This window comes from Streptomyces sp. NPDC050264 (assembly GCF_040655895.1).
Classification (GTDB): domain Bacteria; phylum Actinomycetota; class Actinomycetes; order Streptomycetales; family Streptomycetaceae; genus Streptomyces.
In genome coordinates this window covers 310697-332585 of sequence record NZ_JBFAKV010000001.1, presented here as the reverse complement: position 1 = coordinate 332585, position 21889 = coordinate 310697, and the positions used below count along the sequence as shown (strand labels likewise).

Genomic DNA, 21889 nt, shown 5'->3' with positions numbered 1-21889 from the left:
CCCGCTCAGGAACCCGGGGCCCGCACCAGCCGGTCCACCGCCGCCGTGCCCGAGTTGTAGGACACGTCCCGCCCGGCCCCGAGCAGCGCTTCGAGGCCGGACACCAGGCGCAGGACATCCGGCTGCGGGCGCACGACGAGGCGCAGGAAGCTGCTGGAGGAGCCGATCTTGTTGCCGCACTCACGCACCAGCACCCCGTGCCGCGCGAGCAGCTGATCGCGGACCTCGACCCCGTCGACGCCGGCCGGCAGCCGTACGTACAGGAAATTGCCCTGGGACGGGTACACGGTCAGGGCGGGCAGGCGGGCCAGGTGCCAGCGCATGTCCTGCCGGTCCCGGCACACCTGGCGGATGCTGTCGGCGTACTCCTGGCGGTGCTCGCGCAGCATGAACACCACGGTCTCCGCGAAGGAGTTGAGGTTCCACTTGGGCAGCGCGGCCCGGATCCGCCCGGCCAGGGCCGGGTTCGCGACGAGGTAGCCGAAGCGGATGCCGTGCAGTCCGAAGTTCTTGCCGAGGCTGCGCAGCACGATGACGTTCGGGCGCAGGACGGCTTCCTGTACGAGGCTCGGGTCCTGGCCGCCCTCGGCGAAGGCGCCGGCGTCGGCGAAGTCCAGGAACGACTCGTCGATCACGACCAGGTCCAGGTGGCTCAGCGTGTCGACGAGGGCGAGCAGCGCACGGCGCGACAGCAGCCCGCCGTCGGGGTTGTTCGGATTGCAGATCACCGCCACCCGCGAGCCGCGCGCGCGGATGAACTCCGCGTACGCCGCCGGGTCGAGCGCGAATCCGTCGCGTTCCGGCAGCGGGAACATGTCGACCCGCTTGCCCGTCTCCATCGGCTGGTCCGTCCAGCGCCCGAACGTCGGCACCGGCACGGCCAGGGACTCGCGGACCAGCAAGTGATCGATCCAGGTGATGAGTTCGGTGGAGCCGTTGCCCATCGCGACCGTTGCCGGGTTGAGCCCGAGGACATGGCACAGCTCGGCGGTGATGGTCTCGGCGCTGCTCGGGTAGTACGTCAGGATCTCGTGCAGCCGCCCGCGCAGCGCGTCGAGCATCGCGGGCGTGGGGAAGTACGGGTTGCAGGGGATGCAGAAGTCGGTCACGGTGCCGCCGCCCGCGCCGGCCCGCGTCAGCTGGCCGTACGAGGGGCTGTGGGCCGTGCTGCTCTGGAACAGCGAGACGACGCCTGCGCTCATCAACTGCCTCCGCCCGTATGCGTGTCGGGCTCAGATACGGATACGGGCGGGGCGGCGTTCAAAGGCTGTTGCTCAGGAGGTGCCGAACGAGTGCACCGTCGTCGAGCGGTAGGTGTCGCCGGGCCGCAGCACCGTCGACGGGAACGCGGGCCGGTTCGGCGCGTCCGGGAAGTGCTGCGTCTCCAGGCACAGGCCGTCGCCCTGCCGGTAGGTGCGCCCGGACGGGCCGACGAGCGTGCCGTCGAGGAAGTTCCCCGAGTAGAACTGCACGCCCGGCTGATCGGTGGCGATCCTCAGGGTGCGCCCGGAGCCCGGGTCGCGGAGCGTCGCGAAGTGCACCGGCCGGCTGGTGACGCCCTTGTCGAGGACCCAATTGTGATCGAAGCCCTTCGCGGTGATCAGCTGCGGGTGCCCGGCGCGGATGTCGTCGCCGATCGCCTTGCCGGAGCGGAAGTCGAACGGTGTCCCGGCCACCTTCGCCAGCTCGCCCGTCGGGATGAGACCGGAGTCGGTGGGCGTGTACCGGGCGGCGGCGAGGGTGAGCTCGTGATCGTGGATGCCGCCGCTGCCCTCGCCCGCGAGGTTGTAATAGGTGTGGTTGGTGAGGTTCACGACGGTCGCCCTGTCCGTCGTCGCCGTGTAGTCGATGCGCCAGTCGCCGCGCGCGGTGAGGGTGAACGTGACCTTCACCTTGAGCGTGCCCGGGTAGCCCATCTCGCCGTCGACCGACGTGTAGTGCAGGTCGAGGCCCACGTCGGAGCCGGACGTGAACGGCTCCACGTCCCACACCCGGGTGTTGAAGCCCTTGGCCCCGCCGTGCAGCGAGTTGACCCCGTCGTTCACGGAGAGCTGGTACGCCTTGCCGTCCAGGGTGAAGCGGCCGTTCGCGATGCGGTTCCCGTACCGGCCGATGGTCGAGCCGAAGAACGTGGTCCCGGTGACGTATCGCTCGATGTTGTCGTAGCCGAGGGACACGTTCACGTACCGGCCGCGCCGGTCCGGGAGCTCCAGGGACTGCACGATGCCGCCGTAGGAGAGGACCTTCAGGCGGGTCCCGCCGTTCGCCAGGGACCACCGGTGGATCTTCGTGCCGTCGGCGAGCCTGCCGAAGAGCTCCTTCGTCGGCTTCCTGCCCGCCGAGGCGTGCGCCGTGCCGCCGAGGGCGGTGGCGGCGACCCCGGCGGCCGCCGCCGACGCGATGACCGTGCGTCTGCTCAGTTCCATGTACGACTCTCCCCTTGTCGACCTGCGAACCGTGAACCGACCTGTGAACCTGACCGGCGAGCGGGACTTACGAGCGGTCCTACGAACCGGACTTGCGCTTGTTCCATACGTCGAAGCCGACGGCGGCGAGCAGGGCGAGGCCCTTGATGACCTGCTGCCAGTCGGTGCCGACGCTGAGCAGGTTCATGCCGTTGTTGAGCACGCCGAGGACCAGGCCGCCGATGATCGCGCCGAGGACGGTACCGACGCCGCCGCTCATCGACGCGCCGCCGATGAAGGAGGAGGCGATGGCCTCGAGTTCGAAGTTGAGGCCGGCCTTCGGCGAGGCCGCGTTCAGCCGGGCGGCCACGACCAGGCCCGCCAGGGCGGCGAGCACACCCATGTTCAGGAAGACGGCGAAGGTGACCTTCTTGTCCTTGACGCCGGAGAGCTTCGCCGCGGGCAGGTTGCCGCCGATGGCGTAGATGTGCCGGCCGAAGATCGAGTTGCGCATGACGTAGCCGTAACCGACCACCAGCACACCGAGGATGAGCAGCACGATCGGCGCGCCCTCGTAGCTGGCGAGCAGCATCGTGACGGTGAGGATCGCGGCGATGATCGCGACCAGCTTCAGCAGGAACAGGTTGCGCGGCGGGACCTCGAGCGCGAACTCCTGCTGGCGTCCGCGGTCCCGTACCTCCTGCACGACCACGAAGACGATCAGCGCGAGGCCGAGCAGCAGCGTGAGGTTGTGGTAGTTGGTGTTCGGGCCGACCTCCGGCAGGAAGCCGTTGCCCATCTTCCCCATGCCCTCGGGGAACGGGCCGAGCGTCTGCCCCTTGAGGAGGATCTCCGTCAGACCGCGGAACAGCAGCATCCCGGCGAGTGTGACGATGAACGACGGTATGCCCAGGTAGGCGATGAGGAAGCCCTGCAGCGAACCCGCCAGGGCGCCCACCACCAGGCAGAGCACCAGGGCGAGCGGCCAGGCCATGCCGTGCTGCACCGTCAGGACCGCCGCGAACGCTCCGGTGAACGCGGTGAGCGAGCCGACCGAGAGGTCGATGTGGCCCGCGATGATCACCAGCATCATGCCGATCGCGAGGATCAGGATGTAGCTGTTCTGCAGCACCAGGTTCGAGACGTTGCGCGGCAGCAGCAGGTCGCCGTCGGTCCATACGGCGAAGAGGGCGACGATCAGGCCGAGCGCGATCAGCATGCCGTACTGGCGCATGTTGCGGCGCAGGCCGTCGAGCACCAGGTGCAGCAGACCGCCGGCCGCGGAACCGCCCGGCGGCGCGGCGGCCGGGCTCTTGTCGGTCACATCGGTGCTCATCGCGTTACCTCTTCGCCTGTCTTGTCTTTTGTCATCTGGCGCATCAGCACTTCCTGCGTGGCGTCGGCCCGCGCCACCTCACCGGTGAGCCGTCCGGCGGCCATGGTGTAGATGCGGTCGCACATGCCGAGCAGTTCCGGCAGCTCGGAGGAGATGAAGACGACCGCCTTGCCCTCCGCGGCCAGCTGGTCGATGACCGTGTAGATCTCGTACTTGGCGCCCACGTCGATGCCGCGGGTCGGCTCGTCCAGGATCAGCACATCGGGACCCGCGAAGATCCACTTGCTGAGGACGACCTTCTGCTGGTTGCCGCCGGAGAGCTTGCCGACCGGCTCGAAGACGGTCGGCGCCTTGATGTTCATCGACGTGCGGAAGCCCTCGGCGACCTGCCGCTCCTCGTGCTCGTCGACGACCCCGCGCTTCGCGACCTTCTTGAGTGCGGTCAGCGAGATGTTGCGATTGATGGTGTCGATGAGGTTGAGCCCGTAGTGCTTGCGGTCCTCGGTGACGTAGGCGATGCCGTGCCCGACCGCCTCCGCGACGGACTTCGTACGGATCTCCTTGCCGTCCTTGAGGACCGTGCCGCCCGCGTACCGCCCGTACGTGCGCCCGAAGACGCTCATCGCTAGTTCGGTGCGGCCGGCGCCCATCAGCCCCGCGATGCCGACGATCTCCCCGCGCCGCACCTGGATCGACACGTCGTCGACGACTTTGCGCTGCTGGTCGATCGGGTGGTGCACGGTCCAGTTGCGGACCTCGAGGGCGGGCGCGGTGCCCTCCTCCGGGTGGTGCGGGGTGCGCTCGGGGAAGCGGTTGTCGAGGTCGCGGCCGACCATGCCGGAGATGATCCGGTCCTCGGTCGTCTCCGCGGCCTTCACGTCCAGCGTCTCGATGGACCGGCCGTCCCGCAGGATCGTCACCGAGTCGGCGACGCGCCGGATCTCGTTGAGCTTGTGGGAGATGATGATCGAGGTGATGCCCTGCTGCTTCAACTCCAGGATCAGATCGAGGAGTTTGCCGCTGTCCTCGTCGTTGAGCGCCGCCGTCGGCTCGTCGAGGATGAGCAGCTTCACCTTCTTGGAGAGCGCCTTGGCGATCTCCACGAGCTGCTGCTTGCCCACCCCGATGTCGGTGACGTGGGTCTCCGGGTGGTCGGACAGACCCACCCGGCGCAGCAGCGTGCTGGCGTGCTTGAGGGTCTCGGTCCAGTCGATGAAGCCGCGCTTGGCGTGCTCGTTGCCGAGGAAGATGTTCTCGGCGAGGGAGAGGAACGGCACCAGGGCCAGCTCCTGGTGGATGATGACGACGCCGCGCTGCTCGCTCGCCCGGATGTCCTTGAAGTGGCAGACCTCTCCTTCGAAGAGGATCTCACCCTCGTAACTTCCGTGCGGATGGACGCCGGAGAGCACCTTCATCAAGGTGGACTTCCCGGCGCCGTTCTCCCCGCAGATGGCGTGGACCTCGCCCTGACGGACCGTCAGCGTGACGTCCGACAGCGCTTTGACACCGGGAAAGGTCTTGACGATCGAGCGCATTTCCAGGACGGGTCCCGCCATGGTCGTGCCTTCCAATCACTAGGTGGGTGCGGTTACTTGAGGTCGCCCTCGGTGTAGTAGCCGCCGTCCACCAGGATTTCCTTGTAGTTGGACTTGTCGACGCTCACCGGCTTCAGCAGGTACGACGGGACGACCTTGGCGCCGTTGTCGTAGGTCTTGGTGTCGTTGACCTCGGGCTTCTTGCCGTTGAGTTCGGCGTCGACCATGTTCGACGCGACCTCGGCCAGCTTGCGGGTGTCCTTGTAGACGGTCTGCGTCTGCTGCCCCGCGATGATCGACTTCACCGACGCCAGCTCGGCGTCCTGGCCGGTGACCACCGGCAGCGGCTTGGAGCCCGAGCCGTAGTTGTCGGACTTCAGCGCCGACAGGATGCCGATGGAGATGCCGTCGTACGGCGAGAGCACCGCGTCGACCTTCTCGCTCTTGTACGACTTGGTGAGGACGTCGTCCATGCGCTTCTGGGCGGTGGCGCCGTCCCAGCGCAGCGTGGTGACCTGGTTGAGCGCGGTCTGGCCGGAGCGGACCACGAGCTTCTTCTTGTCGATGTACGGCTTGAGCACGCTCATCGCGCCGCTGAAGAAGTACTTGGTGTTGTTGTCGTCGTTGGAACCGGCGAACAGCTCGATGTTGAAGGGGCCCTTGCCGTCCTTCAGGCCGAGCTTGTCGACTATGTAACCGGCCTGCAGCTCGCCGACCTTGGTGTTGTCGAAGGACGCGTAGTAGTCGACGTTCTTCGAGTCGAGGATCAGCCGGTCGTAGGCGATGACCGGGATCTTCGCGTCGTGGGCCTGCTGCAGCACGTTGGTGAGCGACTTGTTGTCGATGGCCGCCACGATCAGCGCCTTGACGCCCTGCGTGATCAGGTTCTCGATCTGCGAGACCTGCTGGTCGGGGTCGTCCTCCCCGAAGACCAGCTTGGTCTTGTACCCCTTGGACTGCAGGTTCTTGACAACGTTGTTGCCGTCGGCGATCCAGCGCTCGGACGACTTGGTCGGCATCGCGATGCCGACGGTGCCGCCCTTGGCGCTCGTGGCCTTCTCCTCGCTGCCGCCCTCGCTGCTCTGGCCGCAGGCCGACAGAGTGAGGGCGAGGGACGCGGTCGCGGCCAGTGCGGAGAGTGCGGCTCGGCGGTTTCGCATGGTCATCATCCTTGATGTGTGAGTGCAGATCTCGGTCCGGCGTAGCGAAGTCAGCTGCGGGAGAAGTGAGTTGACCGAGGCGAGGTGCGTTGGATTGTGCGCGGCCCTGTCGGGTTGTGTGAAGTTGTGTTTCCGGAACGTTATTCAGCCGTGTCGAACCGCCGCAGCTCACCCGGCAGCCGGGAGCCGAGCGGAGCCATCGATCCGTCCGCCCCGTGCCGTGCCAGCAGGTCCAGGGCGAGCCGCCCGCGTCGCACCCGCTCCTTCGCGGTGGCCAGGGTCAGCTCCCGCAAGTGGTGCCCGTACGGGTAGATGCCGGGCGTCTTGGACAGCCCGAACTTCAGGTACAGCGGGGCGCCCCGCCGGATCAGCTCGGCCACCTCGTACATGCGCACATAGCCGCCGAGGTCGTCCGGCGCCTCGATGTACATGTCCATGGGTGCGGCCGACACCCGGCGGATCTCGGTGAGGTGGTCCAGGGTGAGGTCGCTCGGCACGTTGAGGGAGTCGGCGCCGAGCCGCTCGAAGACGGCGTACGCGGCCGGGTTGACCGGCCCGATCAGCGCCGAGACCTTGAGCGTCGTGTCGGCGGGGATGATCCCGGCGACCCGGGCCCGGTGCAGCGTCCACAGCACGCCCTCGTCGGCGACGAGGAGGCACTTGACGCCCAGCTCGGTGGCCCGTACGGCGTCCTCGACGCAGCCGGCGACGGCGTTGTGCCCCCGGGCGCGCAGTCCGGCGCCGCCCGAGTCGGTGCGCACCGAGGCGCCGGTGTCCCAGGTGCCGCGCGGACCGGTGAACAGGCAGAGCTCGATGTCGCGTTCGGCGGTGGCCTCGACCATCTCGATGATCTCGGCGTCGGTGAGCATCCACACGCCGCTGCCCTGGCTGATCCGGTGGATCGGCACATCGAGCCGGGAGGACTCCTTGAGCACCACGGCCAGCGCCTCGGGGCCCTCGCACGACGGGATCTCGGTGCGCCAGCGGCCGCCGCCCGGGAAGGCGTGCGGGGAGGCGTCCGCCGGATCGGCGGCGGGGGAGGGCAGGCCAAGGGTGGAGAGTGCGGGTTCGCCGGGATGACGGGGTGAGTCGGTCACGGTGGTCCTTCGTGGTTGTTCGGTATGTCGGATGGGGTTCGGTTCCGTGGGTGGCGGGCCGGGTCCGCGGACGCGGGGACGCCGCGGAGCTCCGTCAGAAGGGCCTCAAGAGAAAGGCCTCAAGGCCGCAGCAGCACCTTCCCCACGTTCGGATCCCCGGCCCCCACCCACTCGATGGCCTCGGCGAACCGCTCCAGCGGCACCTCGTGCGTCACCAGCGGCATCGGGTCGAGCAGCCCCGCCCCGAACATCCGCACCGCGTGCGCCCACGCGTCGGGGCCGGCCCCGAACACGGTGTGCACCTCCAGCTGCCGCACCACCAGATCCGTCGGGTCGAGCCCGTCGGCGCCGGCCGCCGGAAGCCCGGTGAGCACCAGACGTCCGCCGCGCCGCAGCAGGCTCGCGGCGGTCCGTGCCGCGGCGGCCGAACCGGCGGCCTCGATCACCACATCGATGTCGTCGGGCAGCGGCTCGTCGTGCAGCCGGAAGTCCGTCGCGCCGAACTGCCGCGCCAGGGCTGCCCGTTCGTCGCGGGTGCCGATGACGAGCAGCTCCGCGGGCGAGTTCGCCGCGAGGAACTGCACGGCCAGCATCCCGAGCGTCCCGGTCCCGACCACCGCGACCCGCTCCCCGGGCCTGGCCCCGGCCTTGAGCGCCGCGGCGGCGATGCACGCGGCCGGCTCCAGGAGCGCGGCGGCACTCAACTCGGCGTCGTCGGGCAGCGCATGCAGCAGCCGCGCCGGCAGCACCAGTGTCGTGGCCATCGCCCCCGGCTGCGTGAAGCCCGTCTCCTCGTACCCGGCGGTGCACAGTGTCGTGTCACCGGCATGGCACCGCTCGCACACCTGACAGTTCCGGAAGCCCTCGCCGACGACCTTGCGGCCGACGAGTCCGTCCGGCACCCCGCCGCCCACGGCCTCCACGACGCCGGACCACTCGTGGCCGGGCGTCAGCGGGTAACGGACGTACCCCTCGGGCCGGTTGCCCTGGTAGACCTCGCGGTCGCTGCCGCAGATCCCCACGGCGTGCACCCGCACCCGAGCCTCGCCGGGCCCCGGCGGGGCGGGCTCGTGCGGGACGAGCCGGTGCCGGCCAGGACCGTCGACGACGACCGCGGAGCTCACTCGGTCCCCTTGGGCGCGCGCTTCTCCCAGCCCTCGGCCCACAGGTCGAACCGGGCCTGCTGCTGCGGGAACTCGGCCGCCGCGTCCACATCGAGCTCGACGCCGAGCCCGGGTTCGTGCGACAGCTCGAAGTAGCCGTCCACGACCTGCGGCGCGCCCTTCACGACCTTCTTGATGTCGGCGTCGGCGAAGTCGTTGAAGTGCTCCAGGATCTTGAAGTTGGGCGAGGTGAAACCGACTTGCAGCGAAGCGGCCGTCAGCACGGGACCGCCCACGTTGTGCGGGGCGACGAGCATGTAGTGCGTCTCGGCGGTGGCGGCGAGCTTGCGCGTCTCCCAGATGCCGCCGAGGTGGCCGACGTCGGGCTGGATGATGTCGACGGCCTGGCTCTCGAACAGCTCCCGGAACTCGATCCGGTCGTGGATCCGTTCACCGGTCGCCATCGGGATGTCGACCTTCGCGGCCACCTTCTCCAGCGCCTTGAGGTTCTCCGGCGGCACCGGCTCCTCCAGCCACGCGGGCTTGAACGGGGCCAGCTCCCTGGCGAGCCGGATCGCGGTGGCGGGGGAGAACCGCCCGTGCATCTCCAGCATCAGCTCGGCGTCGGGCCCGATGGCGTCGCGCACGGCCTCGATCAACGACACGGCGTACAGCGACTGTTCGTGATCAAGCTCGAAGTGCCCGGTCCCGAACGGGTCGATCTTCAGCGCCCGGTACCCGCGCTCGATCACCGCCTGCGCGGCCTTGTGGTACGCCTCCGGGGTCCGCTCGGTGGTGTACCAGCCGTTGGCGTACGCCTTGACCTTGTCGGTCACCTTGCCGCCGAGCAGCTGCCACACCGGCACCCCGAGCGCCTTGCCCTTGATGTCCCAGCAGGCCATCTCCACCACGGCGATGCCGGACATGACGATCTCGCCGGCCCGCCCGTAGTCGCCGTACTTCATCCGTCGTACGAGGTCCTCGACGGCGAACGGATCGGAGCCGACAATGTGGTTGGCCAGTGCCTCGTTCAAGTAGCCGATGAGCGCGTCGGTGTGGCCCAGCATGCGGGTCTCGCCGACACCGGTGATCCCCTCGTCGGTGTGCACCTGGACGTAGGTCAGGTTCCGCCATGGCGTTCCGACCACATGCGTGCTGATTCCCGTGATGCGCAAGGCAGTTGCCCCCTGTGCCGTTCGATATTTCGTCACTCGTTCGAAATGCTGGCGTGACAGTAAGGACGGCTCGGTGGAGGTGTCAATGGGTCTGCGCGGAGGAACTCCGAGGTCTCTCGCTCGGCAGAACACGCTGTTCGACACAGAAGATTCACAGCACCGGCTTTTTCCGTTACCTGCCGGGCGCTTAGCCTCCGTACGTCATGGACTACTGCCACCCGTGCCGAAGGCACCTCAACGGGGCCCTGGCCTGCCCGGGCTGCGGAACCCCCGCCGACGCCGTGCGCGCCTACGCCGAGGCGCTGGCCGCGCAGGAGGCGGTCGAGGAGCCGGCGACGGCCCCGGGCGGCGAACCCGCCCGGCCGCACCGCCGGCGCCGCCCCCGCAGGGCGCACCGCCGCCGCCGGGGACGCATCCTCCTCGCCACGGCCGGCCTCGCCCTCGCGGCGGGCGGCCTCAGCCTCGCCGAACTCGGCACCGAGTCCTCCGGAGGCGGTGACGCCCAGGCGGCGCCGGACACCGCCGACGCCACCGACACCGTGACGGAGGCGGACGCCACGTCCCCGTCCGGCCCGGCCGCGCCCGCCTCCGGCGCACCGACATCGGCCTCGGCCTCGGCCTCGCCCGGGGCGTCGGCGTCCTCGTCGGCGTCACCGGACGCGGAGCAGAGCACCGGCTCCCCGTCGGCGGACGCCGGCAGCGGCAGCGGTGCTCCGGTGAACGCCCCTTCGTCCAGGGCCGGTTCGCCCCAGGACTCGCCGTCGGCGGCGCAGCCGACCAGCGCGGACCCGAGCCCGACGCCGGCGTCCCCGACCCCCGAGCCGACCCCTTCGCAGACGTGCGACCGTTTCCTGTGGTGGTGCACGTAGCGGGACTACCGGTGCGGGGTCACTCCACCCCGACCATGGTCCGCAGCATGTCCCGCAGGACCAGGCGCTGGTCCCGGGAGAGCCCGGCCAGCGGCTCGCGCGCGAAGTCGAGAGAGTCCCGCAGGCTCCGCGCCATGAGCGTGCCCTCCGCCGTGGGCGCGGCCACCTTCACCCGCCGGTCGCCGGGGGAGGGCTGCCGCTCCACGAGCTCCCGCGCCTCCAGACGGTCCACGATGCCGGTGATGTTCGACGGCTCGCACTTCAGCCGCTGCGCGATCTGCCGCATCGGCAGCGGTTCGAGCGCCAGCAGGCTCAGCACCCGCGCCTGCGCCCCGGTCAGCCCGTGCCGCGCGGCCGCCTCCTCGTACTCCTGGTGGTAGCGCGCGACGACGGCACCGATCAGCTCGACCACTTCGAGCGTGAGCGGGTCGGTGCGGCGCGGACGGGTGGCGGTCATGGCTCCAGGGTACCCAGTTACTTGACATCCTGAAATATTCAGGAGCATGGTTGTTTCACATACTGAAGTACTTGCCAAGTACTTGTAACCCCCACCTCTGCGACGAAGGATCAGCGCATGCCCGCGGACACCCCCCAGATCCCCGCCACCGGCCGCGAGTGGGCCCTGACCAGCCGTCCCGTCGGCTGGCCCGAGCCCACGGACTTCGAGCTGCGGGAGGCCCCGGTGGTCGAGCCGGGCCCCGGCCAGGTCCTGGTCAAGAACCTCTATGTCTCGGTCGACCCGTACATGCGCGGCCGGATGAGCGCCGCGAAGTCGTACGTGGCGCCGTACGAGCTGGGCAAGGCCATGCAGGCCGGCGCGGTCGGCGTCGTCATCGCCTCGAACGACGAGGGCGTCGCGGTCGGCGACCACGTGCTGCACTTCTTCGGCTGGCGCGAGTACGCGACGTTCGACGCGAAGCAGGCCGTGAAGGTCGACCCCGAGGCAGCGCCCCTGTCGACGTACCTCGGCGTGCTCGGCATGACCGGTCTCACCGCGTACGCGGGCCTGCTGCGCACCCTCTCCTTCAAGGAGGGCGACAGCGTCTTCGTGTCCGGCGCGGCGGGCGCGGTCGGCGGCCAGGTCGGCCAGATCGCCAAGCTCAAGGGCGCCTCGCGGGTCATCGGCTCGGCCGGCTCGGACGAGAAGGTCAAGCTGCTGATCGAGGAGTACGGCTTCGACGCGGCCTTCAACTACAAGACCGGCAGCGTGCACGAGCAGCTGAAGGAGGCGGCCCCCGACGGCATCGACACGTACTTCGACAACGTCGGCGGTGACCACCTCGAAGCCGCCATCTCCCGCCTCAACCGCGACGGCCGCATCGCCATCTGCGGCGCGATCTCCGTCTACAACAGCACCGAGCCGGCCCCCGGCCCGCGCAACCTCTCCCGCCTCATCCAGACCCGCGGCCGCATCGAGGGCTTCCTCGTCGGCGACCACTACGACCTGCAGCCGCAGTTCGTGCAGGAGGTCGGCGCCTGGGTCCGCTCCGGCGAGCTCAAGTACCGCGAGACGGTCGTCGAGGGCATCGAGAACAACCTGGAGGCCTTCCTCGGCGTCCTGCGCGGCGACAACACCGGAAAGATGGTCGTGAAGCTCTGACCTTCGGCGTTCATTCCGGGGTGGCCCTCGTCCTCTGTGACGGGGGCCACTTTCGTTCCCGGGGGTATTCGATACGCTGCTTCCATTAAACGGATGAAGTTTTCCGCATTCTGGAATTAGGGAGCACGGGTATGGCCATCACGCAGTCCGACGTCGTCTACACCGCCGTAGCCACCGCCGAGAACGGCCGCGACGGCCGCGTCGCCACCGACGACGGCAAGCTCGACGTCGTCGTCAACCCGCCCAAGGAGCAGGGCGGTTCGGGCGCCGGCACCAACCCCGAGCAGCTCTTCGCGGCCGGCTACAGCGCCTGCTTCCAGGGCGCCCTCGCCGTCGTCGCCCGCCAGGAGGGCATCGACATCGCCGGCTCGACCGTCACCGCGAAGGTCGGCATCGGCAAGAACGACGACGGCTTCGGCCTGATCGTCGACATCTCGGCGGCCATCCCGAACACGGACACGGCCACCGCCACGTCCCTGATCGAGAAGGCCCACCAGGTCTGCCCGTACTCGAAGGCGACCCGCGGCAACATCACGGTCACGCTCTCGGTCTGACCGGGCTCGGCCGGCCGACGGCCCCGGCCCGTCCCGTAAGGTTTGCGCCATGCGTGATCTCGGGGCGGGCTTCGGCTATTTGATGAAAGGGCAGCGCTGGGTTGCCCAGCACGGCAAGCAGTTCGGCTGGAGCCTGCTGCCCGGTCTGATCACCCTCGTCCTGTACGCGGCGGCCCTGGTCTGCCTCGCCATATGGGGCGCCGACTTCGTGGGCTGGGCGACCCCGTTCGCCGACGACTGGTCGTCCCCGTGGGGCGGCGTGTTCCGTGGCTTCCTGACAGCGGTCCTCTTCGCCCTGGCCCTGCTGCTCGCGGTGCTGACCTTCACGGCCGTCACGCTGCTGATCGGCCAGCCCTTCTACGAGTCGCTCTCCGAGCAGGTCGACCTGGCCGAGGGCGGTCACGCCCCGGAGTCCGGCCTGCCGCTCTGGCGCGACCTGTGGATCTCGGCACGCGACAGCCTGCGCATCCTGGTCCGGGCGGGCCTGTGGGGTCTCCTCCTCTTCGCGCTCGGCTTCGTCCCCTTCGTCGGCCAGACGGTCATCCCGGTCCTGGGCTTCTTCGTCACGGGCTTCTTCCTCGCGGAGGAACTCACCTCGGTGGCGTTGCAGCGACGTGGCGTCCAACTCCGCGACCGCCTGGCCCTGTTGAGGTCGCGCAAAGGCCTGGCGTGGGGCTTCGGGGCACCCCTGGCGGTGGCTTTCCTCGTCCCGGTCGTGGCGGTGTTCCTGATGCCGGGAGCGGTGGCGGGCGCGACGCTCATGGTCCGCGACATGGAGGGTGACCTCGCGCAGGCGCCGCCCGTGCATCACCCGCGCATGGCACCAGAAGGTGACGGGACGGACGAGAACTCGCGAGGACTGACCGCATGAAGACAGCGAACCTCGGCGTCCTGTTCGCCATAGAACTCGTCGCGCTCGGCGCCGTCGGCGCCTACGGCTTCACCCGCGACGTCTCGGCACCGCTGGCCTGGCTGCTCGGCATGGCGGGCCTGGCCCTCATGATCACGACGTGGGCCCTCTTCGGCTCCCAGAAGGCCCGCCACAAGACCCGCGGAGCGACCCGCGTCGCCTTCGAGATCGTCTGGTTCGGCGCGGGCGTCGCGGCCCTGGCGCTCTCGGGCGCGTACCTCTGGGCGGCGGTCTTCGCGGTCGTCTGCGCGCTGAGCAAGGCACTCGCCGTGCAGTGGAACCAGTAGCTCAGCCCTGCGGCGCGGCCTCGCCCAGCAACGTCAGGAAATCGCGGAACGCCCCCGGCATGTCCACCGACTCCGGGTCGAGCAGCCACTGGTACTGCAGTCCGTCCATCACCGCGACGAGCAGCGGCGCGGCCCGCTCCGGCGTGAGCCCGCTCGGCAGCCGCTCCCCGTACTCGGCGCGCAGCACCTCCGCCATCGACTCGCGTACGCCGACGTAGCGCCGGGTGAAGAACCCCCGCGCCGGATGCCCCTCGGTGACCGACTCCCCGAGCAGCGCCGAGAAGGTCTGCACGATCCCCGGCCGCATCGCGTTGTACTCCACGAGCGAGCCGAGCAGATCGAGCCGCCACCGGCTGTCCGGCACCGCGTCCCACCGGTCCCGGTCCGCCAGGACCGCGACGAGCAGCGCCTCCTTGGTCGGGAAGTGGTGGAGCAGCCCCTGCTGGGTGAGTCCCACGCGCTCGGCGACCGCCGAGAGGCTCGCGCCCCGGTACCCGCGCTCGGCGATCACGTCGAGCGCGGCCCGCAGGATCTCGGCCCGCCGTTCCTCGCTCCTGGCGGTTCTGGTGCTGCTCATGCGGTCACCGTACGACATCGCGAGAGCGCTCCCGGGCTGCACTTATAACGCCGAGGTAACGAAACCTACCGCTCTACAGGTAGGAGGTGCAGGATGGAGGTGCTCAGACTCGATGACCTCGACCAGGAGGGCCGGTATGGCGACCCAGGCAGACGGTTTCAGCGGCGACGACGGGGCCTCGGCCCGCGAGGCGGTGGTCGAGGCGGCGCTCGGCAAGCTCGACCTCGACACCAAGGCGCGGCTGCTCGCCGGGCAGGACATGTGGTCGTTGCCCGCGATCCCCGAGATCGGCCTGGCCCCGCTGGTCATGTCAGACGGCCCGATCGGTGTGCGCGGGGTGCGCTGGAGCGCCGACGACCCGTCGATCGCCCTGCCGTCCCCGACGGCGCTCGCCGCCACCTGGGACCCCGCGCTCGCCCGCAGGGCAGGCGCCCTGCTCGCCCAGGAAGCCCGCCGCAAGGGCGTCCACGTCCTCCTCGCCCCGACCGTGAACCTGCACCGCTCCCCGCTCGGCGGCCGCCACTTCGAGGCGTACAGCGAGGACCCGTACCTCACCGGCGCCATCGGCACCGGCTATGTACAGGGCGTCCAGTCCGGCGGCGTCGGCACCACCGTCAAACACTTCGTCGCCAACGACGCCGAGACCGACCGCTTCACCGTCGACAACCTCGTCTCCGCCCGCGCCCTGCGCGAGCTGTACCTGGCCCCCTTCGAGACCATCGTCGCGAACGCCCACCCGTGGGGGATCATGACCGCCTACAACACGGTCAACGGCACGACGATGACCGAACACCGCTACCTCGTGAACGAGGTCCTGCGCGGTGAATGGGGCTTCGACGGCTTCAACGTCTCCGACTGGACGGCCGCCCGCTCCACCACCGGCGCCGTCAAGGGCGGCCTCGACGTCGCCATGCCGGGACCGCGGACCGTGTACGGGCCCGCGCTCGCCGCCGCCGTCCGGGCAGGCGAGGCCGAGGAGTCCGAGGTCGACGCCGCCGTGCGCAACGTACTGCGGCTCGCCGCCCGCGTCGGCATCCTCGAAGGCGCCGAGCCGGTCGTCGGTGAGGTGCCGGGGGAGATCGACGGCGTGGCCCTGGCCCGCGAGGTCGCCCGCCGCGCCTTCGTCCTCGTACGCAACTCCGGTGTCCTGCCGCTGCGCCCGGACGCGAAGACCGCCCTCATCGGCGCCGCCGCCCGCGACGCCCGCATCCTCGGCGGCGGCTCCGCCACCGTCTTCCCCGACCGCATCGTCTCCCCGCTCGACGGCCTCACCGCGGCGGTGGACTCCCTCACCTACACCGTCGGCGCCGACCCGAGCGACGAACTCGCCGCCGCCGACAAGGGGTTCGAGCTGCGCGCCGTCTGCCGCGACGCCGACGGCACCGTCATCGGCGAACGCTCGCTGCCGAGCGGCCATCTCCAGTGGATGGGCGACGACCTGCCCGCCGGCGTCACCCACGAGACGCTGCACAGCATCGAGATCAAGGGCACCTTCACCCCGCGCGTGAGCGGCGACCACGCCTTCGGCACGCGTGGCCTCGGCGCCTTCACCCTCACCGTCGACGGCACCGTCCTCTACGACGGCGTCCAGGCGATGGGCGACGAGTCCGACCCCTTCGAGGCGTTCGTCGGCGCCCCGCTGGAGCGCGGCAAGGCGACGCTCACGGCCGGCGAACCGGTGGAGGTCTCCCTGCTCCACCCGCTGGACAAGTCCCTCGCGATGCCGCTGCCCGCCGTGATCTTCACCTTCACGCACCTCGAACCGCGCCGGGACGGGGACACCCTGATCGCCGAGGCGGTCGAGGCCGCGCGGGACGCCGAGGTCGCCGTCGTCGTGGTCGCCACCACCGAACGCGTCGAGTCCGAGGGCTTCGACCGCGCCGACCTCCGCCTCCCCGGCCGCCAGGACGAACTCGTCCGCGCCGTCGCCGCCGTCAACCCGAACACCGTCGTGGTCGTCAACTCCGGCTCCCCGGTGGAACTTCCGTGGCGCGAGGACGTCGCGGCCGTGCTGCTGAGCTGGTTCCCCGGCCAGGAGGGCGGCGACGCGCTCGCCGACGTACTGCTCGGCGCCGAGGAGCCGGGCGGCCGACTGCCCACGACCTGGGGCTCGTTCGAGGACGCCCCGGTCACTCAGGTCACCCCGGTCGACGGCCAACTCCCGTACACCGAAGGTGTGTTCATCGGTTACCGCGCCTGGGACAAGTCCGGGGCCGTCCCCTCGTACCCGTTCGGCCACGGCCTCGGCTACACCGACTGGACGTACGAGTCGCTCGACGTGACCGGCACGACCGCCACGGTCCGCGTCCGCAACACAGGCCCCCGCCCCGGCCGCGAGGTCGTCCAGCTCTACCTGTCCCCGAACGAGCCCGACGCGGCCCGCCCGGCCCGCTGGCTGGCCGGCTTCGCGAGCGTCACGGCCGCCCCCGGCGAAATCGTCGAGGCCGTCGTCGAACTCCCGCGCCGCGCCTTCGAGATCTGGGACGAGAAGGCGGGCGCGTGGGCGCACCAGCCCGGTTCGTACGAGCTGACGGCCGGCCGCTCGCTCACCGACGGCCGCGTCAGCGAGACCCTGGTCGCCTGACGGCCGGGCCTCAAGACCCAGGGGCGGCGGCTCCTGACCCCGCCGCCCCTGCGCCCGTCTCCCGCGCCCCTACCGACGGCGCCCCTACCGACGCACTCCGAACCCGTAGACCGTCTCCGAGCGGTACACGTCGCCGGGCCGCAGCACCGTGCTCGGGAACTCGGGCCGGTTCGGCGAATCCGGGAAGTGCTGCGTCTCCAGCGCGATCCCGGCGCCCGGCGCGAACGGCAGCGCCTCATCGAAACCGTCCGCGGTGTAGAGCTGCAGCCCCGGCTCGGTCGTGGCGACGCTCAGCACCCGGCCCGACGCGGGATCGTGTACCTCGGCCACCTCCTCGGGCGCCGCGGTGACCCCCTTGTCGAGCACGTAGTTGTGGTCGTACCCCGCCCCGACCTTCCGGCTCTCCCGGAAGTCGAACCGGGTCCCGCCGACCTCCGCCACCTCACCGGTCGGAATCAGCTCGTCGTCCACGGCGGTCACATGCCCGGCGTCGATCCGCACCTCGTGACCGCCCGCCGCGCTCCCGGAATCCGCGCCGCCGAGATTCCAGTAGCTGTGATTGGTCAGGTTCACGATCGTCGGGGCATCGGTCACCGCCTCGTAGGAAAGACGCAGCACCCCGCCCTTCTCCAGCGCGTACGTCACCGAGACGTCGAGCCGTCCCGGGAACCCCTCCTCGCCGTGCGGGGAGACCCGGGTCAGCCGCAGCGCGTGCTCGCCGACCGCCTCCGCGTCCCACACCCGCTTGTCGAAACCGCGCTCACCGCCGTGCAACGAGTTCGCGCCATTGTTCTGCGCGAGGTGGTAGACCCGCTCGTCCAGCAGGAAACGGCCCCCCGCGATCCGGTTCGCGTACCGGCCGACCGTGGCACCCAAATAGGGCTCGGGGAGGGTCAGATACGTGGCCAGATCGGGGAATCCGAGCACGATGTTCGCCAGGACCCCCTCGCGGTCGGGCACCTCGACCGACTGCAGGACGCCCCCGTACGTCAGGACACGTACCCGCACCCCGTCCCGTTCCAGGGTCCAGCGGTGGACGTCGGTGCCGTCGGGAAGGGCGTCGAAGAGTTCGCTGCGCATGATCGAGACCCTACGCCCGCCCCCTGGCCCCTCAGACGAGAGGCTCCTTCGCGGTCACCCCGCGATACGCCAGCGCCGCGAGCCGCGCCTGCCCGTCCCTGCTGGGATGGAACCAGTCCCAGTGACTCAACTGGTCCTCGTCGAACCGGTACCCGAAGACCGCCCCGTCGTCGGACCGGCACCGCCGGTCCTTCGCGCAGACGTCCTTCAGCACCTCGTTGTACGCCTCGACGCGCTGCTGCACCGCGTCGCGCCGCGCGGTGGCCGCGGCGTCCATGGCATCCGGATCGGCCAGCATCGACGAGCAGATCCCCAGCTTCCACACCTGCTTGCCCAGCGGATTGGCCCGCCCCTCGGACCAGAGCCGCTTCAGGTCCGGCACGCTCATCACGTACACCTGCGCCTTGGGAGCCGCCCGCCGCAACTGCCGCAGCGCCTCCTCGAAATCGGCCCGGAAGCCGGCCACCGGCGTCATGGCCCCGGCCGTCGCCCGGCACGCGTCGTTCGCCCCGGCCATCACCGCCACCAGCTCAGGCCTGGCGGCACCGGCCCGCGCCATCTGCGCCGGCAGATCGGCCATCCGCGCCCCGGTCCGCGCGTAGTTCCAACTGTGCGTCCGGGCCCGGCTCTTGCCGAGCAGCCGTACGGCCAGACTCTTGACCTGCGCGTCGGAGCCGGTCGCCCACGACACCTCGGGGCAGTCGGACAGCACCGTGCAGGCGTCGAACCCGCGCGTGATCGAATCACCCACCGCCGCAACGGAACGCGGACTCGTGTCCCATGCCGGAGTGGGCTTCGGCGACGGCTTCGCGGCGGCCGTGGATCCCTTGGGACCGGGGGAGTTGCCACCGGAGGCGTCACACGCGGTGAGCGTCGCGACACCGAGCACGGCCGCCGTCACAGCGGCGACCGCGGCCCGAGAGGCAGTTGACCGGTGGTTTCGCTTCCGCATCCTTGGTCCCCTCGGTTCGTCCGCTCGCTGTCGCCTGCCCCGGCGCTGCCGTACGCGTGCTTTTGTACCCGTTGGCGCCGTACGGGGGACCGGGGTTGCGCCCCGCCGGGTGAAAGGTCGGTGTTTGTGGGCCCCGGGACCGACAGTACGTCACACTCCTTGCACCGCTGCGCGATAGCCTCGCCCCGGGGTCCCCGGTCGACCCGGTGAGACCCCGCTGTACCGGTTCCGCTAAATTACAACACGTCAGATGTGTCCCTTTTTGTCTGGACCTTTTCGATCCGGGCAACAGGGGAAGAAGGCTCGGCACGGGCGCGAGGCCGCTGGGGAAGGCGAACCTCGACCCACACTGGAGGTCCGGTGACGACACGTGGAGTTCTGTACGTGCACTCCGCGCCGCGCGCGCTGTGCCCGCACGTCGAATGGGCGGTCGCGGGTGTACTCGGCGCGCGCGTCAGCCTCGACTGGATCAGGCAGCCCGCGGCGCCTGGCACCTGGAGATCCGAGTTCTCCTGGCGGGCCGAGGCGGGCACAGCCGCCAAGCTGGCCTCGGCGCTGCGCGGCTGGCAGTTGCTGCGCTTCGAGGTGACGGCCGAACCCTGTCCGACCGCCGAGGGCGAGCGCTACAGCGCCACTCCCGAACTCGGCATCTTCCACGCCGTCACCGGTATCCACGGCGACATCCTCATTCCCGAGGACCGTCTACGGGCCGCCCTGGCCCGCTCCAGGGGCGGCGAGACGGACCTGGAGTCCGAAGTCGCCGAGCTCCTCGGCAAGCCCTGGGACGACGAACTGGAGCCGTTCCGCTACGCCGGAGAAGGCGCCCCCGTCCGCTGGCTCCACCAGGTGGTGTAATCCGCGGGGTGAACAACGCGGGGTGAACAACGCGGGGTGAACAACACAGAGTGAAGAACGCGGCGAAAGAAGTGGGCCCGCCCGGGAATTCCCGGGCGGGCCCACTGCGCGTTCACGTCACCTTCGCGGCCCGTCGGCCGCCGGCCGGTGACTCAGACCGAACGGAACGCCAGAACCACGTTGTGGCCACCGAAGCCGAACGAGTCGTTCAGCGCGGCGATCCGGCCGTCGACGGGCAGCTTGCGCGCCTCGCCCCGGACGATGTCCGCGGCCGCCTCGGCCTCGGGGTCCAGGTTCTCCACGTTGATCGTCGGCGGAGCCAGCCGGTGGTACAGGGCCAGCACCGACGCGACGCTCTCGACGCCACCGGCGCCGCCGAGCAGGTGCCCGGTCATGGACTTCGTCGCCGAGACGGCCATGTGGTCGGTGTCGTCACCGAAGACATTGCGCAGCGCCTTCAGCTCGGCCACGTCTCCGGCCGGCGTCGACGTCGCGTGCGCGTTCACGTGCACGATCTCGGCCGGATCCAGGTCGGTGTTGGCCATCAGGTTCTGCAGGGCCTGCGCGATGCCGCGGCCCCCCGGCTCCGGCTGCACGATGTCGTGGCTGTCGGCGGAGATGCCCTGGCCGACCGCCTCCGCGTAGACGCGGGCGCCGCGCTGGGCGGCGTGCTCGGCGGACTCCAGGATGATGACGCCGGCACCCTCACCGAGGACGAAGCCGTCCCGGGCGGTGTCGTAGGGGCGCGAGGCACCCTGCGGGTCGTCGTTGTTCTTGGACATCGCCATCATGTTGCCGAACGCGGCGATGGGCAGCGGGTGGATGGCCGCCTCGGTGCCACCGCAGACGACGACGTCGGCGCGGCCGGTGCGGATCATCTCGATGCCGTAGCCGATGGCCTCGGCGCCCGACGCGCAGGCGGAGACCGGGGTGTGCACACCGGCCCGGGCGTTCACTGCCAGGCCCACGTTGGCCGACGGGCCGTTGGGCATCAGCATCGGCACGGTGTGCGGGGAGACACGGCGGACGCCCTTCTCCTTCAGCACGTCGTACTGGTCGAGAAGCGTGGTCACGCCGCCGATGCCGGACGCGATGACGGCGCCCAGACGCTCGGGCTCGACGGCCGGATCGTCGCCGGCCTTGTCGGTGAAACCGGCGTCGGCCCAGGCTTCCTTGGCGGCGATCAACGCGAACTGCGCCGAGCGGTCCAGCTTGCGGGCCTGCGGGCGAGGAATGACCTCGCTCGGGTCCACGGCGGCCGGCGCCGCGATACGGACCGCCTGCTCGGCGGCCCACTCCTGCTCGAGGGGCTTGACACCGGAACGTCCGGCGACCAGGCCCTCCCAGGTGGTCTTCGCGTCGCCACCCAGCGGTGAGGTTGCGCCGATACCGGTGACGACCACGGTGCGATTGGTCGGGCTCACAGGAATTCTTTCTCCAACGGATGCGAGGGATTCAGCGGCGCCACCGCCGGGTGGCGGAGCGACTGACCGGTCTGCGGAGGCCCGTACGGGCCTCCGGGATCAGGCCTGGTGCTCGAGGATGTACTTCGTGGCGTCGCCGACGGTCTTGAGGTTCTTGACGTCGTCGTCCGGGATCTTGACGTCGAAGCGCTCTTCGGCGGCGACGACGACCTCGACCATGGACAGCGAGTCGACGTCCAGGTCATCGGTGAAGGACTTGTCCAGCTGGACGTCCTCGGTGGGGATCCCGGCGATCTCGTTCACGATCTCGGCGAGACCGGCGACGATCTCTTCCTGAGTGGCGGCCATTGTGGCGCTCCTTCGGTGTGTTTCCAGAGGGTGTGGCG

The 21889-nt window shown here is 70.1% G+C and carries 21 protein-coding genes; 7 read left to right on the top strand and 14 right to left on the bottom strand.

Annotated elements, in window-relative coordinates; genetic code table 11:
* Positions 1–5: 5 nt before the first annotated feature.
* The 8 genes from AB0J02_RS01575 to AB0J02_RS01540 all read right to left on the bottom strand — a co-directional run bounded on the left by AB0J02_RS01575 (position 6) and on the right by AB0J02_RS01540 (position 9811).
* Positions 6–1202 (bottom strand): histidinol-phosphate transaminase, encoded by a 1197-nt coding sequence (locus AB0J02_RS01575; RefSeq protein WP_363191479.1) that lies wholly within the window; start codon positions 1200–1202, stop codon positions 6–8.
* 72 nt (positions 1203–1274) lie between these two features.
* A complete protein-coding gene (locus AB0J02_RS01570; RefSeq protein ID WP_363191478.1) occupies positions 1275–2426 on the bottom strand; it encodes an aldose epimerase family protein in 1152 nt (383 codons plus the stop codon).
* A 79-nt stretch (positions 2427–2505) separates the two neighbouring features.
* A complete protein-coding gene (mmsB, locus tag AB0J02_RS01565; RefSeq protein WP_363191477.1) occupies positions 2506–3741 on the bottom strand; it encodes a multiple monosaccharide ABC transporter permease in 1236 nt (411 codons plus the stop codon).
* On the bottom strand, positions 3738–5297 hold the full coding sequence (mmsA, locus tag AB0J02_RS01560; protein ID WP_363191476.1) for a multiple monosaccharide ABC transporter ATP-binding protein: 1560 nt from the start codon (positions 5295–5297) through the stop codon (positions 3738–3740). The genes mmsB and mmsA overlap by 4 nt, the downstream gene beginning before the upstream one ends.
* 32 nt (positions 5298–5329) lie before the next feature.
* Positions 5330–6436, bottom strand: coding sequence for a multiple monosaccharide ABC transporter substrate-binding protein (gene chvE / locus AB0J02_RS01555; RefSeq protein WP_363191475.1), 1107 nt, complete (start codon positions 6434–6436; stop codon positions 5330–5332).
* A gap of 140 nt (positions 6437–6576) precedes the next feature.
* Complete coding sequence (locus tag AB0J02_RS01550) at positions 6577–7533, bottom strand: hypothetical protein (protein ID WP_363191474.1); 957 nt, start codon at positions 7531–7533, stop codon at positions 6577–6579.
* Between the two features lie 119 nt (positions 7534–7652).
* The gene (locus AB0J02_RS01545; protein WP_363191473.1) at positions 7653–8657 is read right to left on the bottom strand and encodes an alcohol dehydrogenase catalytic domain-containing protein; all 1005 of its coding nucleotides are present in this window, start codon (positions 8655–8657) and stop codon (positions 7653–7655) included.
* A complete protein-coding gene (locus AB0J02_RS01540) occupies positions 8654–9811 on the bottom strand; it encodes a mandelate racemase/muconate lactonizing enzyme family protein (RefSeq protein WP_363191472.1) in 1158 nt (385 codons plus the stop codon). The genes AB0J02_RS01545 and AB0J02_RS01540 overlap by 4 nt, the downstream gene beginning before the upstream one ends.
* Before the next feature lie 203 nt (positions 9812–10014).
* Between AB0J02_RS01540 and AB0J02_RS01535 the strand changes: the two genes are divergently transcribed.
* Positions 10015–10680: a hypothetical protein gene (locus tag AB0J02_RS01535; RefSeq protein ID WP_363191471.1), complete on the top strand. Its 666-nt coding sequence runs from the start codon at positions 10015–10017 to the stop codon at positions 10678–10680.
* A gap of 19 nt (positions 10681–10699) precedes the next feature.
* Here the strand turns inward: AB0J02_RS01535 and AB0J02_RS01530 are convergent, their stop codons facing one another.
* Positions 10700–11137, bottom strand: coding sequence for a MarR family transcriptional regulator (locus AB0J02_RS01530; protein ID WP_363191470.1), 438 nt, complete (start codon positions 11135–11137; stop codon positions 10700–10702).
* A 117-nt stretch (positions 11138–11254) separates the two neighbouring features.
* On the opposite strand from AB0J02_RS01530, the gene AB0J02_RS01525 reads away from it, so the two are divergent.
* The 4 genes from AB0J02_RS01525 (at position 11255) to AB0J02_RS01510 (ending at position 14031) form a co-directional block, all read left to right on the top strand.
* Positions 11255–12280: an NADP-dependent oxidoreductase gene (locus AB0J02_RS01525; RefSeq protein WP_363191469.1), complete on the top strand. Its 1026-nt coding sequence runs from the start codon at positions 11255–11257 to the stop codon at positions 12278–12280.
* 131 nt (positions 12281–12411) lie between these two features.
* A complete protein-coding gene (locus AB0J02_RS01520; RefSeq protein WP_363191468.1) occupies positions 12412–12834 on the top strand; it encodes an organic hydroperoxide resistance protein in 423 nt (140 codons plus the stop codon).
* Positions 12835–12883: 49 nt separating this feature from the next.
* On the top strand, positions 12884–13705 hold the full coding sequence (locus tag AB0J02_RS01515; RefSeq protein WP_363191467.1) for an EI24 domain-containing protein: 822 nt from the start codon (positions 12884–12886) through the stop codon (positions 13703–13705).
* Positions 13702–14031, top strand: coding sequence for a YrdB family protein (locus AB0J02_RS01510; protein WP_363191466.1), 330 nt, complete (start codon positions 13702–13704; stop codon positions 14029–14031). Before AB0J02_RS01515 ends, AB0J02_RS01510 begins: the two co-directional genes overlap by 4 nt.
* A gap of 1 nt (position 14032) precedes the next feature.
* Here AB0J02_RS01510 and AB0J02_RS01505 read toward each other — a convergent pair whose 3' ends face one another.
* Positions 14033–14626: a TetR/AcrR family transcriptional regulator gene (locus AB0J02_RS01505; RefSeq protein WP_363191465.1), complete on the bottom strand. Its 594-nt coding sequence runs from the start codon at positions 14624–14626 to the stop codon at positions 14033–14035.
* 118 nt (positions 14627–14744) lie between these two features.
* On the opposite strand from AB0J02_RS01505, the gene AB0J02_RS01500 reads away from it, so the two are divergent.
* A complete protein-coding gene (locus AB0J02_RS01500; protein ID WP_363191464.1) occupies positions 14745–17192 on the top strand; it encodes a glycoside hydrolase family 3 C-terminal domain-containing protein in 2448 nt (815 codons plus the stop codon).
* Positions 17193–17276: 84 nt separating this feature from the next.
* On the opposite strand, the gene AB0J02_RS01495 is transcribed toward AB0J02_RS01500, so the two are convergent.
* The gene (locus tag AB0J02_RS01495) at positions 17277–18272 is read right to left on the bottom strand and encodes an aldose epimerase family protein (protein ID WP_363191463.1); all 996 of its coding nucleotides are present in this window, start codon (positions 18270–18272) and stop codon (positions 17277–17279) included.
* Between the two features lie 31 nt (positions 18273–18303).
* Positions 18304–19224 carry an SGNH/GDSL hydrolase family protein gene (locus tag AB0J02_RS01490; protein ID WP_363191462.1) on the bottom strand — a complete coding sequence of 307 codons (921 nt, stop codon included), beginning with the start codon at positions 19222–19224 and terminating at the stop codon, positions 18304–18306.
* Positions 19225–19584: 360 nt separating this feature from the next.
* On the opposite strand from AB0J02_RS01490, the gene AB0J02_RS01485 reads away from it, so the two are divergent.
* On the top strand, positions 19585–20079 hold the full coding sequence (locus tag AB0J02_RS01485) for a DUF3145 domain-containing protein (RefSeq protein ID WP_363191461.1): 495 nt from the start codon (positions 19585–19587) through the stop codon (positions 20077–20079).
* Positions 20080–20231: 152 nt separating this feature from the next.
* Here the strand turns inward: AB0J02_RS01485 and AB0J02_RS01480 are convergent, their stop codons facing one another.
* Together AB0J02_RS01480 and AB0J02_RS01475 are read right to left on the bottom strand one after the other, a co-directional pair.
* A complete protein-coding gene (locus AB0J02_RS01480) occupies positions 20232–21503 on the bottom strand; it encodes a beta-ketoacyl-[acyl-carrier-protein] synthase family protein (RefSeq protein ID WP_363191460.1) in 1272 nt (423 codons plus the stop codon).
* A gap of 99 nt (positions 21504–21602) precedes the next feature.
* On the bottom strand, positions 21603–21851 hold the full coding sequence (locus AB0J02_RS01475; protein WP_351591842.1) for an acyl carrier protein: 249 nt from the start codon (positions 21849–21851) through the stop codon (positions 21603–21605).
* Between the last annotated feature and the right edge of the window lie 38 nt (positions 21852–21889).

Coding starts and splice junctions, on each gene's coding strand:
- AB0J02_RS01500 (WP_363191464.1), top strand. CDS start 14,745: ATGGCGACCCAGGCAGACGGTTTCAGCGGCGACGACGGGGCCTCGGCC.
- AB0J02_RS01495 (WP_363191463.1), bottom strand. CDS start 18,272: ATGCGCAGCGAACTCTTCGACGCCCTTCCCGACGGCACCGACGTCCAC.
- AB0J02_RS01475 (WP_351591842.1), bottom strand. CDS start 21,851: ATGGCCGCCACTCAGGAAGAGATCGTCGCCGGTCTCGCCGAGATCGTG.
- AB0J02_RS01530 (WP_363191470.1), bottom strand. CDS start 11,137: ATGACCGCCACCCGTCCGCGCCGCACCGACCCGCTCACGCTCGAAGTG.
- AB0J02_RS01575 (WP_363191479.1), bottom strand. CDS start 1,202: ATGAGCGCAGGCGTCGTCTCGCTGTTCCAGAGCAGCACGGCCCACAGC.
- chvE (WP_363191475.1), bottom strand. CDS start 6,436: ATGCGAAACCGCCGAGCCGCACTCTCCGCACTGGCCGCGACCGCGTCC.
- AB0J02_RS01520 (WP_363191468.1), top strand. CDS start 12,412: ATGGCCATCACGCAGTCCGACGTCGTCTACACCGCCGTAGCCACCGCC.
- AB0J02_RS01490 (WP_363191462.1), bottom strand. CDS start 19,224: ATGCGGAAGCGAAACCACCGGTCAACTGCCTCTCGGGCCGCGGTCGCC.
- AB0J02_RS01535 (WP_363191471.1), top strand. CDS start 10,015: ATGGACTACTGCCACCCGTGCCGAAGGCACCTCAACGGGGCCCTGGCC.
- AB0J02_RS01515 (WP_363191467.1), top strand. CDS start 12,884: ATGCGTGATCTCGGGGCGGGCTTCGGCTATTTGATGAAAGGGCAGCGC.
- mmsB (WP_363191477.1), bottom strand. CDS start 3,741: ATGAGCACCGATGTGACCGACAAGAGCCCGGCCGCCGCGCCGCCGGGC.
- AB0J02_RS01505 (WP_363191465.1), bottom strand. CDS start 14,626: ATGTCGTACGGTGACCGCATGAGCAGCACCAGAACCGCCAGGAGCGAG.
- AB0J02_RS01510 (WP_363191466.1), top strand. CDS start 13,702: ATGAAGACAGCGAACCTCGGCGTCCTGTTCGCCATAGAACTCGTCGCG.
- AB0J02_RS01570 (WP_363191478.1), bottom strand. CDS start 2,426: ATGGAACTGAGCAGACGCACGGTCATCGCGTCGGCGGCGGCCGCCGGG.
- AB0J02_RS01525 (WP_363191469.1), top strand. CDS start 11,255: ATGCCCGCGGACACCCCCCAGATCCCCGCCACCGGCCGCGAGTGGGCC.
- mmsA (WP_363191476.1), bottom strand. CDS start 5,297: ATGGCGGGACCCGTCCTGGAAATGCGCTCGATCGTCAAGACCTTTCCC.